The following is a 16,599-nucleotide window of genomic DNA, read 5'->3' on the forward strand; positions in this document are numbered from 1 at the left end:
GTTCCGGTCCTGATACGGCAGTGGAAATACTTGCGGATTTCCCAATCAGGGGGATCCTGATGGTAGAGCGACAACTGCATACAACACATCGGGATTGTGCGGCGTACTCACGAGGCGCGCCGGGCATGAGCAGAAACCGAGGTGAGCGAAGATGATCGACAACCTCGATTATCCGGTCCAACTCATCCAACCGAACGGCGCACGAGTGTGCCGTCCCGAATTCGACCGCCTGATAACAGACATCGGGCCTGACGAACTGCTGTCGTTGTATCGCGATCTCGTCGTGAGTCGCCGAATCGACACCGAAGCTGTTGCCCTGCAGCGTCAAGGCGAAATAGGTTTGTGGGCTCCGATGCTGGGCCAAGAAGCCGCCCAGGTCGGTTCCGCGAGAGCGCTCGCCCCAGACGACTTCGCGTTCACCAGCTACCGCGAACATGCCGTCGCGTACTGCCGGGGAGTTCCCCCCGAATTGCTGACCACCATGTGGCGAGGAATCTCCCATTCCGGTTGGGTTCCAGAACAATTCAACGTCACCAATCCGGCGATCGTCGTCGGCTCCCAAGGGCTGCACGCCACCGGATACGCACTCGGCGCACACCTGGACGGCGCCGAGATCGCAACGATCGCGTACTTCGGCGACGGCGCCACAAGTCAGGGCGACATCGCCGAGGCGATGGGATTTGCCGCCAGTTTCCGTGTCGGCGTTGTCTTCTTCTGCCAGAACAACCAGTGGGCCATCAGTGAACCGGTATCCCTCCAGTCACGCACGCCCATCTCACATCGGGCGATCGGTTACGGCATCCCCGCGATCCGCGTCGACGGCAACGACGTCCTCGCCGTTCTCGCAGTCACGCGCTCGGCGCTCAATCGCGCACGCGAAGGCAGCGGCCCGACGTTCATCGAGGCGATCACCTGCCGAATGGGCCCGCACACGACGTCCGACGATCCGAGCAGGTACCGCGCCGATACCGACATGTCGGAGTGGAGAAGCCGCGATCCGCTCGAGCGAATGCGCCTGTTCCTCGGCCGTCGCGATCTTCTCGGAGAAAACGAACTCAGCACCATCGCGGCGGCGGCCGACGACGTCGCAGCTGGACTGCGACGCGCAACCATCGCGCTCGCCGATCCACCCCCGTCAGCGCTCTTCGATCACGTCTACGCCGAGGCACACCCACTGATCGACGTTGAACGCGAAGAGCATCGCGCGTATCTCCGCAGCATGGAAGGGGCTTCGTCATGACCGTCATGAATCTGGTGACAGCGCTCAACACCGGCCTGCGACGCGCACTCGAAGACGATCGTCGCGTTGTCATCATGGGAGAGGACGTGGGCCGTCTCGGCGGTGTATTCCGGGTTACCGACGCCCTGCAGAAGGACTTCGGCGATACTCGGGTGATCGACATGCCCCTCGCCGAATCAGGGATCGTGGGAACAGCTTTCGGTCTTGCCTTGCGCGGATATCGGCCTGTCTGCGAAATCCAGTTCGACGGGTTTGTCTACCCGGCTTTCGATCAGATCGTCTCGCAGGTGGCCAAGATCCACTACCGCACCCGAGGCGCTGCCTCTGCGCCACTGACGATTCGCATTCCCAGTGGCGGCGGAATCGGTGCGGTGGAACATCATTCGGAGTCGCCGGAAGCGTACTTCGCTCACACCGCGGGACTGCGGGTGGTGTACCCGAGCAATCCGATCGACGGCTTTCACATGATCCGCCAATCCATTGCGGCCGACGACCCGGTGATATTCCTCGAACCCAAACGGCGCTACTGGGATACCGCCGACGTGAATACCGATGCCGCGCCCGAGCTTCCGCTTCACCGTGCCCGCGTCGCTCGCCCTGGAGACGACGCGACAGTAGTTGCGTACGGATCCATGGTCGCCACCGCGCTCGACGCCGCGCGGATCGCCGAAGAAGAAGGCCACGATCTGGAGGTCGTGGATCTGCGTTCACTCTCCCCCATCGACTTCGACACGATCGAGGCGTCGGTGAACAAGACAGGACGGCTGGTCGTCGTCCACGAGGCGCCGAAGTTTCTCGGCGTCGGCGCCGAAATCGCAGCACACGTCGCGGAACACTGCTTCTATCAGCTCGAGTCACCGATCCTGCGGGTCACCGGATTCGACATCCCCTACCCGCCCGCCAAGCTCGAGCGATTTCACCTTCCGGACGCCGACCGGATCCTCGCAGCACTCGACCGGACGCTGGCAGCATGAGTACCGGGCACGAATTCCGGTTGCCGGATCTCGGCGAGGGCCTGACGTCCGCCGATCTGGTCGAGTGGACGGTCGGCGTCGGCGACACGGTGGCACTCAATCAAGTTCTCGCCCAGGTAGAGACAGCCAAAGCTCTCGTCGAACTGCCGTCGCCCTACGTCGGCGTTGTCAGAGAACTCCTCGTCGAACCTGGCTCTACCGTCCCGGTCGGCACTCCGATCATCCGAATCGAGGAGCCTGCAGATTCACCGTCTCCAAGTGATTCACAGTCTCCGAGTGTGCTTGTCGGATACGGACCCGCGGCCGAGAGACCGAGCCGACGACGGAACAGGGTTACGCCACACTCGCAAACCGCGGCGAGTACCGAGCGTCGGCCCGCAACACCCTCGGCGCGGCGCGCGGCCCGCGAAGCCGGCATCGACCTGAGCGAAATCACCGGAAGTGGATTCGACGGTGCCGTCACGGCAGCGGACGTCGCAGACGCGCTTCGCGTGAAGGCCGCGTCGAATGAAGCTCCGCGGCCGGCCGGATCCGGTATACAGAAACAGCCGGTCTCGTCCGGCATGCGGAAACAGATGGCGTCGGCGATGGTTGCCAGTGCCCGCGCCCCGCAAGCCAGCGTCTTCCTCACCGCCGATGTCACGCCTTCGATGGAACTACTCGGCAGGCTCCGTCCCTCGGACGCATTCACCGGACTTTCTCTCACTCCGCTGACTCTCGCGGCCAAGGCCTTGGTTACGGCGATCTCGTCGCACCCGATGGTGAACGCGCATTGGGACGAGGCCCGCGGCGACGCCGTCATCGACGATCACGTGAATCTCGGCATCGCCGTCGCCTCCGAACGTGGACTGTCCGTGCCCAACATCAAAAGCGCCGAGACGCTGAGCCTGGTCCAACTTGCACGCGCGGTGACCGAACTGACCGTCGCTGCCCGCGCGGGAGTGACCGATGTCCATCACCTGACCGGTGGCACCGTCACGATCACCAATGTCGGAGTCTTCGGCGTCGACGGGGGCATTCCGCTCCTCAATCCGGGAGAAGCCGTCATCCTTTGCCTGGGCACAGTGAGCGAGCGTCCCTGGGTAATCGAGCGCAAGATCGAAGCGCGGAGCGTCGCGACACTGACGTTGACGTTCGACCACCGGATACTCGATGGTGAGCAGGCCGCGAGATTCCTCTCATTTGTCGCACAGATGCTCGCGGACCCGGACCTGTTGCTGTCTCACCTGTAAAAAGGAACGAGTGAGCGTCAACCCCACCGACCGAGTAGTCCCCACCTCCGCCCTGGTACGCGCCCGGGCCGGCATCTTCGGCATCTTCGGCATCAACGGATTTCTGCTCGCGATGTGGGTCGTCCACATTCCGTCCATCGAACACCGTGTGGGAATCAGTCACTCGACGCTCGGCTCACTGCTTCTCCTTCTTGCTGTCGGAGCCATTGCCGGTATGCAATTGAGCGGTCCGCTCGCCGACCGATACGGCAGCCGGCGCATGGTCATCCTGGCGGGTAGCGGGCTGGCATTCGCCACTCTCGGCCCGGGATTTGCCACGAACACCTGGCAACTGGGCGCGGCACTTGTTGTATTCGGCTTCGCGAACGGCGCGTTGGACGTGTCGATGAACTCGCAGGCTGTCGAGGCCGAACAGTTGTACCGGCGCCCGATCATGGCGGCCTTTCACGGCATGTTCTCGGTCGGCGGCGTATTGGGGTCCGTCATCGGATTCGGCACTCTCGCACTGGATCTTCCGCCGTACGTCACGCTCAGCATCGCGTCGGCAATCGGCTTGCTCGCGGTCTGGTTGTGCTCGCGACCCCTGCTCCCTCACGTCGACGTGCATGCCGAAACCGCGTCGACTACCGGAAAGACACACGGCAGATTCTCGGCTCGCGTACTAGCCCTCGGAACCCTCGCCTTTGTTCTGATGCTGGCCGAGGGAGTGGCAAACGACTGGAGCGCACTGCAGGTCAAGGAAGATCTGGGTGTCTCGAATGCCGTTGCTGCACTGTCGTTCGGTGCATTCTCCGCCATGATGACCGTCGGCCGATTCACCGCGGATCGAATCAGCGCGGCAGTCGGCCCGGTGGCAGTGGTTCGCTACGGTGCGTTGCTCTCGTCCATCGGAATGCTGACCGTCGTGGTGTCGGGCTGGCTACCACTGACGTTGCTCGGTTGGGCGCTGTTCGGCGCCGGCCTGTCGGGATGCATTCCGCAGATCTTCACAACGGCGGGAAATCTGGGCTCAGGTTCGGCCGGCACCAACATGTCTCGCGTCGTCGGCATGGGATACATCGGATTCCTCGCCGGTCCGGCAACCATCGGCTGGGTCACCACGCTTGTGCCTCTCACCACAGCAATGTTGATCCCGTTTGCATGCGTCCTGGTCGCAGCGGCTTGTGCGGGTGTCGTTCGGCGCGATTCTCCGACCGCCTACAGACCTCACAGCTGATCCTCACGATCGGCACAGACTCAACAGGGATGCTGGTACTCGTGACCGTCTCGACCTCCACCCAGCACCCCGCTCCCTCCACAACCACTCGCTTCCTCGTCCTTGCTGCGATCGCCGTCGTAGCGCTGGGCGTCTTGTATTTCGTGCGACCCACCTCGCCTGGGGTGAGCGTCCCCGAACAGGTGCGCGCACTTGCCGAGTGGACGGTAGGCCGATTCGACGTCACCGCTGTACTCGCAGCCACTACTGCTCTGGCCGTCGTCTCGATGGTCCGCGGACTGCCATACGGCATCGGCGCGATCCTGCTCCTCGGAATGGGCGCCAATCTCACCAATGCGGCATTCGGTTCCTGGCTCCCCGATGTGCCCCAGGACCTGTTGCCCAGCGGTCATGTGGCAGCGGCGACCGCGCTGTACTGCTCGGCGATCTTGATCTCTGCCCCGCAGTGGCGTCCGGTAGTCGCCGGTCTCGGATTCGTGGGGGTTGCTGCGATCGGTGCCAGCGCACTGGCCGCCGAGATGAGCGGCCTTTTCGGAGTGATAGCTGGCGTTCTGATCGCTCTGGTATGGGCCTGTGCTGCAGCCATTTTGATGGCACGATCGCCCATCGCCGCGAAACGTGAAGCGCTACGCCCGGATACGGCAGCAATCGCGTTCTCAAGGCACCGGAGCATCCGACTTTAGTCCTAAATCTTTGTGATTCAGAGATTCTCGCCGTTAAGCCCTCCCGCGACGGCGGGGCATGACGTATGTTCTGAAATGTCCGAATCAAGTAGTTCCACAGCGAAGGAGTCTTTACCGTGAGCCTCGAAGATCTGAACCCGCTCGAACTGATCCAGAAGTTGATCGAACTACTTTCCGGCTTCTCTTCCGACCCCGAAACCCCCGAGGTCCCGTAAAACGTCGCCAGAGGCGCCTGTTCCGAGTTTCGTCTCGGACCAGGCGCCTTTGTCGTTTCAGCACAAGAAGCCGTTTCAGCACAGGAATCGTTGCAACACAGGGACACGAAAAAGGCGCCCACCCGTGGTTACGAGTAGACGCCCTTCCGAGCTCGAGCGCTACAGCGCCTTGAGCTCCTCGGTTACTTCGGAGACCGACTTCTTGGCATCACCGAAGAGCATCGAGGTGCCCTCGGCGAAGAAGAGCGGGTTCTCGATACCGGCGAAACCGGAGTTCATCGAACGCTTGAGCACGATGACCGACTTCGACTGGTCGACGTTGAGGATCGGCATTCCGTGAATCGGTGAGCTCGGATCGTTGCGCGCCGCCGGGTTGGTGACGTCGTTCGCGCCGATCACCAAGGTGACATCGGTACGAGAGAACTCGTCGTTGATGTCGTCCATTTCCTTCATCGCGTCGTACGAGACATCCGCCTCTGCGAGAAGAACGTTCATGTGACCTGGCATACGGCCGGCGACCGGGTGAATGGCGTACTTGACCTCGACGCCCTTCGACTCGAGCAATTTCGCCATGTCCTTGACCGCGTGCTGAGCCTGCGCGACGGCAAGTCCGTATCCGGGTACGACGATGACCTGGTTGGCGTAGGCCATCTGGATAGCCGCGTCGGCGGCCGAGGTCGCCTTTGCCGTGCGCACGACGCCGTCGGAGGACGGCGCTTCGGCGCCGCCACCGAAGCCGCCGGCCACGATGGCCGGGATGGACCGGTTCATGGCCTTGGCCATGAGGTTGGTCAAGATGGTGCCCGAAGCACCCACGATCATGCCGGCGACGATCATCGCCTGGTTGTTGAGCGCCAAACCTGCAGCAGCAGCTGACAAACCGGTCAGAGCGTTGAGCAGCGAGATGACGACGGGCATGTCCGCGCCGCCGATGGGCAGCACGACCATCAGTCCGAGGATGCCCGAGAGTACGAGCACGCCGACGATCCACAGTGAGCTGGTTGGGCCTTCCGGTGAGATCGCCTTGATACCGATGATTACCGAGAATGCGACGGCGGCAATGAGCAGCAGCGCATTGAGCGGCTGCTGGAGCTTACCGATTCCGATCGGACGACCAGGCAGAGTTTCCTGCAGCTTCAGGAACGCGATCACGCTGCCCCAGAAGGAGATCGATCCGATCACCGCAGCAAAGAGCGAAGCGATGACGATGTGCACCGTCGGCGACTCGCCGTGCTGGAAAGCGGTGAACCCGTCCGAGTCCAGGAATTCCGCGTACGCGATCAACGCGACCGTGCCGCCGCCGACACCGTTGAACAGTGCCACCAACTGCGGCATGGCCGTCATCTTCGTGCGCAGCGCCGGCGGGACGCCGAGCACGACACCGATGACAAGGCCGGCAGCGATGAGGATCCAGTTCCCCATCTCCGCATCACGAATGGAGATCAGAGTTGCAACGACGGCGATGAGCATGCCGACCGCGGCGATCTGGTTGCCGCGGACTGCGGTCTTCGGGCCGGTAAGGCCCATGAGGCCGTAGATGAACATCGAGAACGCGACAATGTAGAGCGCATTGACCAGGTATTCCATTACTGGTCACCATCCTTCGACACAGACTTGGCGGCCGGCTTGGCCTTGAACATCGCCAACATGCGGTCCGTGACCACAAAACCACCGACAACGTTCACGGTTCCGAAGACGAGCGCGACGAACAAGATGATCTGCAACCCGATCGAGGGATCGTGCACCTTGCCCAGGACGACCAACGCACCCAGGACGACGATGCCGTGGATGGCGTTCGTGCCGGACATCAACGGGGTGTGCAGGGTGTTCGGAACTTTGGAGATCACAGCGAAACCGACGAACCCGGACAACACCAGGATCGCGATGTTCGCCAGAAGTGATGTGTACATCAGGCGCCCTTCTCTTCACGGGTGACGCACGCACCGGCCAGAACCTCGTCGGAGAAATCAGGCGCCAATGCACCTTCGACGAGCATCAGTTCGATCAGCGCGGAAATGTTCTTCGAGTACAACTCGGACGCATGCTCAGGCATGGACGCCGGCAAATTCAGCGGAGAGCAAATGGTCACGCCGTGCTTGACGACGGTTTGACCCGGCTCGGTCAGCTCGCAGTTACCGCCGGTTTCACCCGCGAGGTCGACCACGACACTGCCCGGCTTCATGCCTTCGACCGCGGCAGCGGTGACCAGGCGCGGCGCCGGACGACCCGGAACCAGAGCAGTGGTGATCACAACGTCGAAGCCCTTGATCGCATCTTCGAGTGCCTGCTGCTGCTTCGCTCGCTCGTCGTCGGTCAACTCGCGGGCGTATCCACCCTCGCCCGCCGCATCGATTCCGAGGTCGAGCCACTGTGCACCCACCGAACGCACCTGGTCGGCGACCTCAGGACGCACGTCGTACCCGGTAGCGCGGCCACCGAGGCGCTTGGCTGTCGCCAGCGCCTGCAGACCTGCCACACCCACTCCGAGCACCAGAACGGTCGCAGGCTTCACCGTGCCTGCAGCGGTGGTGAGCATCGGGAAGAACCGCGTCGACTCCGATGCTGCCAACAGAACAGCCTTGTACCCGGACACGTTCGCCTGCGAAGACAACGCGTCCATCACCTGCGCGCGGGAGATACGAGGAATCGCCTCCACGGCGTATCCCTCGATGCCGGCGGCCTTCAACTCGGCGATGCGGTTGTCCGCATTACGCGGATTCAGGAAACCGATGAGCTTCGCGCCGGTACTGATCCGGGCGATCTCTTCTGTCGACGGGGGCGCAACCTTGACCACGACGTCAGCAGTCCACGGATCGCCGATCTTCGCGCCGGCAGCGGTGTACAACTCGTCGGGAATCAACGCCCCGAGACCGGCCCCGGACTCGACGACCACGTCGACGCCCTTGCCGATCAAAGCGGACACAATTTTCGGCACCAATGCGACCCGACGCTCACCATCACTCGATTCTCGAGGGACGCCGACCGTCGGACGCACTTGTGCGCTCTTCGATGTTTCCATTTTCCATTACCTTCTGCGGTTGGTGGTTCGCCTGCTGCGACGAGCGGCAACCAGCATGTGATGAGCGGAAGATGACCCGCTTTTGGGTGAATGGTGACTGATAGTAGCCAGAGTTACCGCGGCGTAGGGAAACCGACGACGCACTTTCTCCATCTGAATCGAGTCCGAACAGTATGTTTGGACATACCTTGAGAAGCCTACTGTGGCGCCGATCACACTCGAATGGCGGGCTATTCCACTATTTGAAACGGCCGAAAGACGAAAAGGCATGAAATGACGCGCCGAATAATCACCGTCGAGGGAGTTTACGAACCGGCTTCCGAATGTAACGCCGTCGGGCTTCTCATCGACCAACTCTGGCCGCGCGGCGTCAAACGCGAAAACCTGCAGTACGCATCGCACGGCATCGGATTCTCGACCCGTTGTTCTACTGACAGCAAGCAAGGACCTGCCATACAGCCACGCGCAGGTCCTTGCCGACTATCTCGCAGAATTACTCTGATGTCCTAGTATTTCATCGGAGGATCAACTGCTCACATATTGAGACCGCAACTTGTGCTTTACGAGCTTTCCGGTCGCGGTCCTAGGCAATTCGTCGGCAAAGTCGATGCTTCTCGGAGCTTTGAAATGTGCAACCTGGCTGCGAACGTATTCCAGCAATTCCTCGGCGACATGGGCACTCGGCTCGACTCCCTCCGCCAGTTGGACAACCGCCTTGACCTGTTCGCCCATTTCTTCATCGGGAACACCGATGACCGCCACGTCGAACACTTTCGGATGCAAGGTAAGGATGTTCTCGGACTCCTGCGGATAGATATTGACGCCACCAGAGATAATCGTGAATGCCGCACGATCGGTCAGATAAAGGAAACGCTCGGAGTCGATATAGCCGATATCTCCACTCGTTGTCCATGTCGGATGATCCGGATGCTGCGCGGCAGCCGTTTTCTCGGGGTCGTTGTGGTACCGGAATGGCAGAGTCTCCCGCTCCCAGAACACGGTACCGACCTCGCCGACCGGAAGATCACGCCCGGCGTCGTCACAGATGTGCACGATCCCCATCACTCCGTCACGACCGACGGAACCCGGATGCGCCAAGGCCTGCTCGCTGTTGATGAAGGTGGCGCCCGAACCCTCGGTCGAGGCGTAGTACTCGTGGATCACCGGCCCCCACCAGTCGATCATTGCCGTCTTCACTTCAGGCGGGCAGGGAGCAGCAGCGTGAATGGCGACCTTCACCGTCGAGACGTCGTAACGATCGCGGGCCTCCTTCGGAAGTTTCAACATTCGAACGAACATCGTCGGCACCCACTGGCTGTGTGTCACAGCGTGTTTACCGATCAACTCCAGCGCGGTTTCGGCTTCGAATGCATCCATCAAGATCACGGTTCCGCCGACCGAATTGATCACGCCACAAAAGCGCAGGGGCGCCGCGTGATAGACCGGAGCCGGGCACAAATAGACTGTGTCGGAATCGAACCCGTACATCGGCGCGAACACCGCGGTGTACGGATCCATGGTGGTGTCCACCTCGCCCTCCGGAAGGTCTCCCTTGATCCCCTTCGGCCTCCCAGTGGTTCCTGACGAATACAGCATGTCAGCCCCACGTGGCTGCGAGTCGAGTGGATCGGCGGACTGAGCATCGACCGCATCCTCGTAGTCGTCGAAACCCTCGAGGGCGCCGCCGTACACCAATCGGTGGCGCACGCGCGGAATCAGCTTCTCGTCCAACGGAACTGCTGCCGACGCCTGCCCCGACGCCACCAGAATTGTCGCCTCGCAGTCGTCGACGATGTAGGCGGTCTCCGCAGCCGTGAGATGCCAGTTCACCGCAGTGATGTAGAGACCTGATCTCAATGCTGCCCAGTACACCTCGAACGCCCGGAGATCGTTGTTCGAGATGAGAGCGACGTGGTCCCCAGGCTTGGCACCGACACTTCGGAAGTATCGCGCCAACTGCGTCGACCGTTCGTCGAGTTCCCGATAGGTGATGGACTCACCCGTCGCCGGGCGAATGACGGCGGGCTTGTCCGGCGTGGACTGGACAAAATTTCCTGGAAACACGAAGACTCCTCTGTCGGTGACGACAACGCCGCGTGAGCCTGCTTCGGCGTCGACAATCCTGGTCTACCACAGGAACTCTGCCTCCCTCGGATGTTTGGCAACACCGACTCGAAGCATGGGAATGCCCGCTCACTTATCCGGCGCGACATACAGTGAGGAGAACCGCACCGTCCGAAACAGGAGATGTCCGCATGAGTGGTTGGCCCCAGGACGCAGTAGTCGACGCGTTGACCGAGGAATGGACAGTCATCGACGCACTGCTTGCCGAACTCGACGGTGACCAGTGGTTGGCACCGTCCAACCTTCCGGGGTGGACGGTCCATGACATCGTGTCCCACCTGATCGGTACGGAATCACTGCTCGCGGGCATCAATCCGCCGTCGATCGACCTGGACGTGCACGCATTGCCTCACGTCCACAACGAGATTGCGGCGTTCAACGAGCGCTGGGTCGAAGGCCTGAGGCGGACACCGCACGCGGACTTGTTGGCCCACTATCGCGATATCACTGCCACGCGAGCCGACGCTCTTCGCTCGATGACGGGCGCAGACTGGGACGCCGAGACACAAACACCAGTCGGTCTTGCGCCCTATGGCCGGTTCATGCGCATTCGGACCTTCGACTGTTGGATGCACGAACTCGACATCAGAGATGCAGTCGGCATTCCGGGCGAGGAAGGCGGATTGCGCGCGGAGACTGCATTCGGCGAAATCACCAGCGCGCTCGGATTTGTCGTCGGGAAACGAGGAAAGGCACCCGAGGGAGCACGGATCACTTTCGAACTCGAAGGGCCACTTGCCCGTTCACTTCACATCTCGGTCGATGCGCGTGCAACGCTCGTCCCGGAGCTCGACGGTCCGGCGACCACGACCATCTCGATGAGCTCACCGCTCTTCACCCGGATTGCCGGTGGCCGCGTCCACGCGTCCGATCATCGAACCGACATCTCACTTCGCGGCGACACCACGGTGGGCGCACGCGTCGTCGACAATCTGGCGTTCACGATTTGAGAGCTGGGTGGGTAGGTCGCGAAGGTACTGAGAAGTGAAACTGTTTCTCTCGTCCTACCGTTTCGGCGACCACCGCGAGGCTTTTGTCGATCTTGTAGGCCGCGGCGCACGCATAGCGGTGATCGCCGCGGCTGCAGATTCGTGGCCCGTCAATGCCCGCAGTTCGGCAGTGACAAGCGAATTGACCCCATTGCGGGCTGCGGGCTTCACGGCAGAGGAAGTTGACGTCCGAGACTTCCTGGGTGCACCGGAAGCACTCGAAGTCCGGCTTCGCGAATTCGACTGTCTGTGGGTTCGCGGCGGAAACACGTTTGTCCTGCGAGCTCAGCTAGCCCGAAGCGGCGCAGATCGGGTCATCGAGATGCTGGTTCGTTCGGGCCTCGTGGCCTATGCGGGATACAGCGCGGGAGCGTGTCTGGCGACTCCGACTCTGATCGGGCTCGACGCGTCGGACGACCCCGCTGAAGTCACGCCTACGTGCGGTATCGACCCGATCTGGTCCGGGCTCGCGCTGGTCGACTTCGCGATAGTGCCGCACGGCGGCGATTCGTTACTCGAAGATCCGCAGGTGACCGCGCGGACGGTCGCAGCGCTGACCACTGCTGGCGCGCAATTCACCGTGCTTACTGATCAAGAGGTGATAGTCGTCGGCCGCTGCTCTGACGCAGACGGTTGATCTTGACGCAGACTGGGCAGTCGACTCGGCCCGACTGGATCAGCCGTGCTCTGCCACCGCGGTTCCGGCTGCCGGCGACTGACGCTCTAGCCTCGTCCACGCAATCTCCCAGCGCTTGACCGAGACCTCGTCGGCGTCCTCGAGAAGGGCGTCGAGGAGCAGACGCGGATTTTCGCGCCATGCCAGTTCGGCGGCATGGACCTCCGCCGCCGAGAACAACCCGGACGCCTCGAGATCGCGAATCCACTCGCAGATCTCGCCCCGGTGGATCCGTGCGATGGTCTCGTATCCCAGACCTTCGTCAAGGAAGTCGTACGAAAAAATTGCGGCAAAGTAACTGTTCGACTCGCGCTGCCCGAAAATCATGTGCGTTCCTTCCTCGAAGTTGTCCGACGAAGACTCGAAATCGAACCGTTGCGAAGCCGCGCCAAAGTTTTTTTGGCGAAGTTGTAACGCTTCTTCTATCCCCGACGATTCAAACGCTAACCCCCCAAGCGGGTCTTTGGGATCACGTCCGAGAAACGATCTGATGACCAAGGCAATACCCCTGGGGTTTCCGGGCGCTCGCACCCTTCGTCGGCACGCAATCAGCGCCCCGCTGACCTGCAATTTGCCCGTTTCAGGTCCTCCACTTAATCCATCCGAACAGACGACAAAAAACTTTGTGACGAGTCCCACATATTGGGATGTTTACGATCGCGATGCATATGTATCACCCAATTTGGGCACAAAAGTACGGGCAAATCGGCACGTACAGACCAGTTTTCTTCCTGATCCGACACGACCAAGGTCCCTTGAACGGTCGTCCAGTTGTAGTTGCGCTAAGTAACGTAACTCACGCCGGCAAGCGATATTGCGGACCGCCTGCCAGGTAGCGTGGCTCCACAGAACGCAGACGCGGCGCGCCGCAACCGGCCGCCCTTTCGAAACGGAGCCCGAAGATGACCGAGACAGTGGCGCACAACTCCGCGGAAACGCGCTTCGAGATCCGTGTCGACGGCGAACTGGCCGGTTTTGCCGAGTACTCGGACCATTCCGGTGTCCGTGATTTCCACCACACGGTGACGTACCCACAGTTTCGCGGGCGCGGGCTTGCCGCCATCGTGGTGCGTGAAGCGCTCGATCAGACCCGGAACGAGGGATTGAAGATCCTTCCGACGTGCTCGTACGTCGAGAAGTTTGTTGCAGAGAACCCCGTTTACCAGGCATAACCGAACGAGGACGGTCCGCGAAAAATCACTCGCGGACCTGCAACCCCCGCTGCTAGCGTCGATGGTGCCGTCGTCGAAACTCTCGAAATCCTGGTCGGCACCATCTCGGGGAAGGAAAGAACGTGGTCGCCTCAGCAGATCGGCGCCCACCTGCATCCGAGGACGTAGCTACCCCCAGCTATCTCCCTCTCGTCCTCGTCAATCTCGCGACGCTGTTCTCGGCGATCGGCAACGGTATCGCCATCGTCGTACTCCCCTGGCTTGTTCTCGAACGAACCGGCAGGGCTACCGACGCGGCGATAGTTGCCGGCGCAGCAGCCATTCCGTTACTCGTGTCGAGCCTGTTCTCGGGGACATTCGTCGACAAATTCGGACGCCGTCGAACGTCGATGATTTCCGACGCTCTCTCGGCGATGTCCGTAGCGGCGATCCCGATCATCGCGGCCACCGCGGGCTTGACGATCCCGGTGATCGCGGCGTTGGCCGCGCTCGGTGCGGTGTTCGACCCCGCCGGAATGGCGGCGAGGGAGTCCATGCTGCCTGCAGCAACTCGGACAGCCAAGTGGAAGCTCGATCGCACCAACAGCGTGTACGAGGCCAATTTCAACGTCGCATATCTGATCGGCCCTGGCATCGGCGGTGTCCTGATCGCAACGATCGGGGCGGTGAACACGCTCTGGGTGACGGCGGCTGGTTTTGTGTTCTCGATAGTCGTGGTTGCCTTCATCCGCCTTCCTGGCGCCGGAGTCCCAGAACACGAACATCGTCCGAAATCGATCTGGCACGGCACACTCGACGGTCTTCGGTTCGTCTGGAACAACAAACTGCTGCGCACTCTGGCGCTGATCGACATGGCCGTCGTCGCGCTCTACATGCCGGTGGAGAGTGTCGTGTTCCCGGTGTACTTCACAGAGTTGGATCAACCGGCGCAACTCGGATCGGTGCTGATGGCATTGGCGATCGGCGGCATCATCGGCTCTCTCGCCTACGCTCCGCTGGCACCGATCATGTCCCGGCGACTGATCATGATTTTTGCCGTTGCCGTTCTCGGCATAGCGATGCTTGCCATGGCGCTTCTGCCTCCGCTGTGGGTGATCCTCGTGCTCGCCGGACTGCAGGGTCTCGTCTACGGACCAGTCGGCCCGATCGCCAACTACGCCATGCAGACCCACAGCCCGGAGCACATGCGCGGACGCGTCGTCGGTGTCATGACGTCGACTGCCTACGCCGCCGGCCCGCTGGGTTACCTCGCGGTCGGCCCTCTGCTCGATCAACTCGGAATCGCGTCGACCTTTGTGGCCCTGTCGATTCCGATCATCCTGATCGCCGCAGTCTGTGCCTCCCTGCCGGTGCTTCGCGAACTGGATCGTCCGCGACACTCGACCGACGTCAGTTGAACCCCATCACGTCGTTTCCCCAGGCGACGCGCAGTCCGTGATCGGGGTCGCTGACGAGGGTGTCAGCCGAGTCGATCAACAGCGTCGACCGCCTCTCTTCCTCGTACGGCGCCCAGTGCTTCGAACCGTCGAGAGCTGCCGGCACGGCATGCCGCGCGAAGGCCAACCATCGCCGTTGAATACGGCCGGCTACCTCCATCGCAGCCTTCCGTCCACCCAGCCAGAACGTGGGGTCGACGTTCAGGGTTCCGAAATTGCCGAATACATAAGGTAATTCGGTCGCGTGGCCCGCACCGATCCGCGCCGCCTTGAGCATCGGCGTCGCGTGATCGAAGCGGTAGACCCACGTAGGGGAATGCCTGCAGTGGGCGTCGGCGATCCACAGAGTCGGCATGCGAAACGCCGCGTCCCGCGACAGTGCCAGCGCGCCACTTGGTTTCGCGTGATCAGGGTAAGCCGACATGATCTCGGCAAGTTTGGTCGCGGAGATGTCTGGGTGATCATCCGCCAGCAGTTGCAGCATGGCCTCGACCGACTGCGCGCTCACCGGCATCAGCGGAGACTTCATGAACTTGAAGATCGACGCCTCGTCCTTGTTGGAACCGATGATCAGTGGAATTCGGTGCGCGTAACCCTTCTGGAAAGCCGCAACCGGGTAGTGCGGCACCAGATCACGATCGACAACGGGTGCCATCGCCAAAGTTCCCGGAATCCGGGTCGGAATTTCGTTGACCAGGTCATCGCTTGCCTTCACGAGCAGTTCCAGATCCGTGGTCAGCAGATCGCCTGCGTCTTCAGGGTCGATCGAGAGCAGTTCGAGAAACCGCTCCGCCACGGTCTTGGCGCGCTCGGCCCCGTAGACGGAGGTCGCGGGAGGACTCTGGGCAATCGCACGATGGAACAGACCTTCGGCGCTCGGACAGGTCATGAGCGTCGTGATGGATCCTGCGCCGGAGGACTCACCGAACACCGTCACCGCACTCGGGTCACCCCCGAAGGCGTCGATGTTGTCTCGAACCCATTCGAGTGCCGCAATCTGGTCTCGCAGACCACAGTTCGATTCGAAAACGGTATCCGCGGTGGAGAATCCAGACAGGTCCAGGAATCCGAGGGCTCCGACGCGATAGTTGAAGGAGACGAGAACGACGTCACCGGTTTCAGCCAGATGACGGCCGTCGTAAATCGTTTGGGCGGCGGACCCGAGGCAGTAGGCGCCGCCGTGAATCCACACCATCACCGGTCGCGGCGTGCCGTCGGGGCGCGGGGCCCACACGTTGATCGACAAGCAGTCCTCGTCGATTTTGAAGGCCCGGTCGATCGGAACCGCCGGGCTCTGGCCCTGCGGCGCGATCGGCCCGAACTCACGACAGTCGCGCACCCCGTCCCAGGGCTCAGCGGGTTGCGGCGCGCGGAACCTCCGCGCACCCACCGGCGCTGCTGCGTATGGCATGCCCTTCCACGCGAATACTCCGCCATCCGGATACCCGCGGGCTTCTCCGCCGCGGGCACGGATCACGAGTGTTCCGTCCTCGCCGAGATTCGGTCGAACGTCGGTCTCCATGTCTGAATCCCCTCCCGACCCGCGCGTGTGGCAAACAAGACCAAACGTACCAACATAAGGCCGATGTGCGCCGACTACTCAACTGCCAGGTAGGCGCCGAC

The 16,599-nt window shown here is 61.8% G+C and carries 16 protein-coding genes; 10 read left to right on the plus strand and 6 right to left on the minus strand.

Features of this window, described 5'->3' with window-relative positions; genetic code table 11:
- The first annotated feature begins 151 nt into the window (after nt 1-151).
- Genes pdhA through AC3WQS_RS30110 form a run of 5 tightly spaced genes read left to right on the plus strand, consistent with a single transcriptional unit; the run spans nt 152 to nt 5,345 of the window.
- The gene (pdhA, locus tag AC3WQS_RS30090; protein WP_019749228.1) at nt 152-1,240 is read left to right on the plus strand and encodes a pyruvate dehydrogenase (acetyl-transferring) E1 component subunit alpha; all 1,089 of its coding nucleotides are present in this window, start codon (nt 152-154) and stop codon (nt 1,238-1,240) included.
- Complete coding sequence (locus tag AC3WQS_RS30095; RefSeq protein ID WP_019749229.1) at nt 1,237-2,214, plus strand: alpha-ketoacid dehydrogenase subunit beta; 978 nt, start codon at nt 1,237-1,239, stop codon at nt 2,212-2,214. The genes pdhA and AC3WQS_RS30095 overlap by 4 nt, the downstream gene beginning before the upstream one ends.
- A complete protein-coding gene (locus tag AC3WQS_RS30100; protein WP_019749230.1) occupies nt 2,211-3,446 on the plus strand; it encodes a dihydrolipoamide acetyltransferase family protein in 1,236 nt (411 codons plus the stop codon). Before AC3WQS_RS30095 ends, AC3WQS_RS30100 begins: the two co-directional genes overlap by 4 nt.
- Before the next feature lie 10 nt (nt 3,447-3,456).
- On the plus strand, nt 3,457-4,662 hold the full coding sequence (locus AC3WQS_RS30105; protein WP_019749231.1) for an MFS transporter: 1,206 nt from the start codon (nt 3,457-3,459) through the stop codon (nt 4,660-4,662).
- 29 nt (nt 4,663-4,691) lie between these two features.
- On the plus strand, nt 4,692-5,345 hold the full coding sequence (locus AC3WQS_RS30110) for a hypothetical protein (RefSeq protein WP_020970091.1): 654 nt from the start codon (nt 4,692-4,694) through the stop codon (nt 5,343-5,345).
- A 374-nt stretch (nt 5,346-5,719) separates the two neighbouring features.
- On the opposite strand, the gene AC3WQS_RS30115 is transcribed toward AC3WQS_RS30110, so the two are convergent.
- Genes AC3WQS_RS30115 through AC3WQS_RS30125 form a run of 3 tightly spaced genes read right to left on the minus strand, consistent with a single transcriptional unit; the run spans nt 5,720 to nt 8,579 of the window.
- The gene (locus AC3WQS_RS30115) at nt 5,720-7,147 is read right to left on the minus strand and encodes an NAD(P)(+) transhydrogenase (Re/Si-specific) subunit beta (RefSeq protein WP_492712838.1); all 1,428 of its coding nucleotides are present in this window, start codon (nt 7,145-7,147) and stop codon (nt 5,720-5,722) included.
- Nucleotides 7,147-7,470, minus strand: coding sequence for an NAD(P) transhydrogenase subunit alpha part 2 (locus tag AC3WQS_RS30120; protein WP_003941319.1), 324 nt, complete (start codon nt 7,468-7,470; stop codon nt 7,147-7,149). The genes AC3WQS_RS30115 and AC3WQS_RS30120 overlap by 1 nt, the downstream gene beginning before the upstream one ends.
- Entirely contained in the window at nt 7,470-8,579 is a 1,110-nt protein-coding gene (locus AC3WQS_RS30125; RefSeq protein WP_047889211.1) for a Re/Si-specific NAD(P)(+) transhydrogenase subunit alpha, read from the minus strand. Before AC3WQS_RS30125 ends, AC3WQS_RS30120 begins: the two co-directional genes overlap by 1 nt.
- Nucleotides 8,580-8,852: 273 nt before the next feature.
- On the opposite strand from AC3WQS_RS30125, the gene AC3WQS_RS30130 reads away from it, so the two are divergent.
- Nucleotides 8,853-9,089 (plus strand): DUF488 family protein, N3 subclade, encoded by a 237-nt coding sequence (locus AC3WQS_RS30130; RefSeq protein WP_372448798.1) that lies wholly within the window; start codon nt 8,853-8,855, stop codon nt 9,087-9,089.
- A 15-nt stretch (nt 9,090-9,104) separates the two neighbouring features.
- On the opposite strand, the gene AC3WQS_RS30135 is transcribed toward AC3WQS_RS30130, so the two are convergent.
- Nucleotides 9,105-10,643, minus strand: a complete 1,539-nt coding sequence (locus AC3WQS_RS30135; RefSeq protein ID WP_060938991.1) for an AMP-binding protein — start codon at nt 10,641-10,643, stop codon at nt 9,105-9,107.
- A gap of 191 nt (nt 10,644-10,834) precedes the next feature.
- Between AC3WQS_RS30135 and AC3WQS_RS30140 the strand changes: the two genes are divergently transcribed.
- Together AC3WQS_RS30140 and AC3WQS_RS30145 are read left to right on the plus strand one after the other, a co-directional pair.
- Nucleotides 10,835-11,653 carry a maleylpyruvate isomerase family mycothiol-dependent enzyme gene (locus AC3WQS_RS30140; RefSeq protein ID WP_060938990.1) on the plus strand — a complete coding sequence of 273 codons (819 nt, stop codon included), beginning with the start codon at nt 10,835-10,837 and terminating at the stop codon, nt 11,651-11,653.
- A gap of 34 nt (nt 11,654-11,687) precedes the next feature.
- Nucleotides 11,688-12,329 (plus strand): Type 1 glutamine amidotransferase-like domain-containing protein, encoded by a 642-nt coding sequence (locus AC3WQS_RS30145; RefSeq protein ID WP_060938989.1) that lies wholly within the window; start codon nt 11,688-11,690, stop codon nt 12,327-12,329.
- Nucleotides 12,330-12,368: 39 nt separating this feature from the next.
- On the opposite strand, the gene AC3WQS_RS30150 is transcribed toward AC3WQS_RS30145, so the two are convergent.
- Nucleotides 12,369-12,695, minus strand: coding sequence for a hypothetical protein (locus tag AC3WQS_RS30150; protein ID WP_003941297.1), 327 nt, complete (start codon nt 12,693-12,695; stop codon nt 12,369-12,371).
- Nucleotides 12,696-13,270: 575 nt separating this feature from the next.
- Here AC3WQS_RS30150 and AC3WQS_RS30155 point away from each other — a divergent pair.
- Nucleotides 13,271-13,540 carry a GNAT family N-acetyltransferase gene (locus AC3WQS_RS30155; RefSeq protein WP_020908356.1) on the plus strand — a complete coding sequence of 90 codons (270 nt, stop codon included), beginning with the start codon at nt 13,271-13,273 and terminating at the stop codon, nt 13,538-13,540.
- A gap of 212 nt (nt 13,541-13,752) precedes the next feature.
- Nucleotides 13,753-14,937: an MFS transporter gene (locus AC3WQS_RS30160; protein ID WP_153211270.1), complete on the plus strand. Its 1,185-nt coding sequence runs from the start codon at nt 13,753-13,755 to the stop codon at nt 14,935-14,937.
- Here the strand turns inward: AC3WQS_RS30160 and AC3WQS_RS30165 are convergent.
- Nucleotides 14,930-16,498, minus strand: a complete 1,569-nt coding sequence (locus AC3WQS_RS30165; RefSeq protein ID WP_060938987.1) for a carboxylesterase/lipase family protein — start codon at nt 16,496-16,498, stop codon at nt 14,930-14,932. The genes AC3WQS_RS30160 and AC3WQS_RS30165 overlap by 8 nt on opposite strands.
- Nucleotides 16,499-16,599 lie beyond the last annotated feature (101 nt).

Source organism: Rhodococcus sp. FW305-130 (assembly GCF_058788335.1).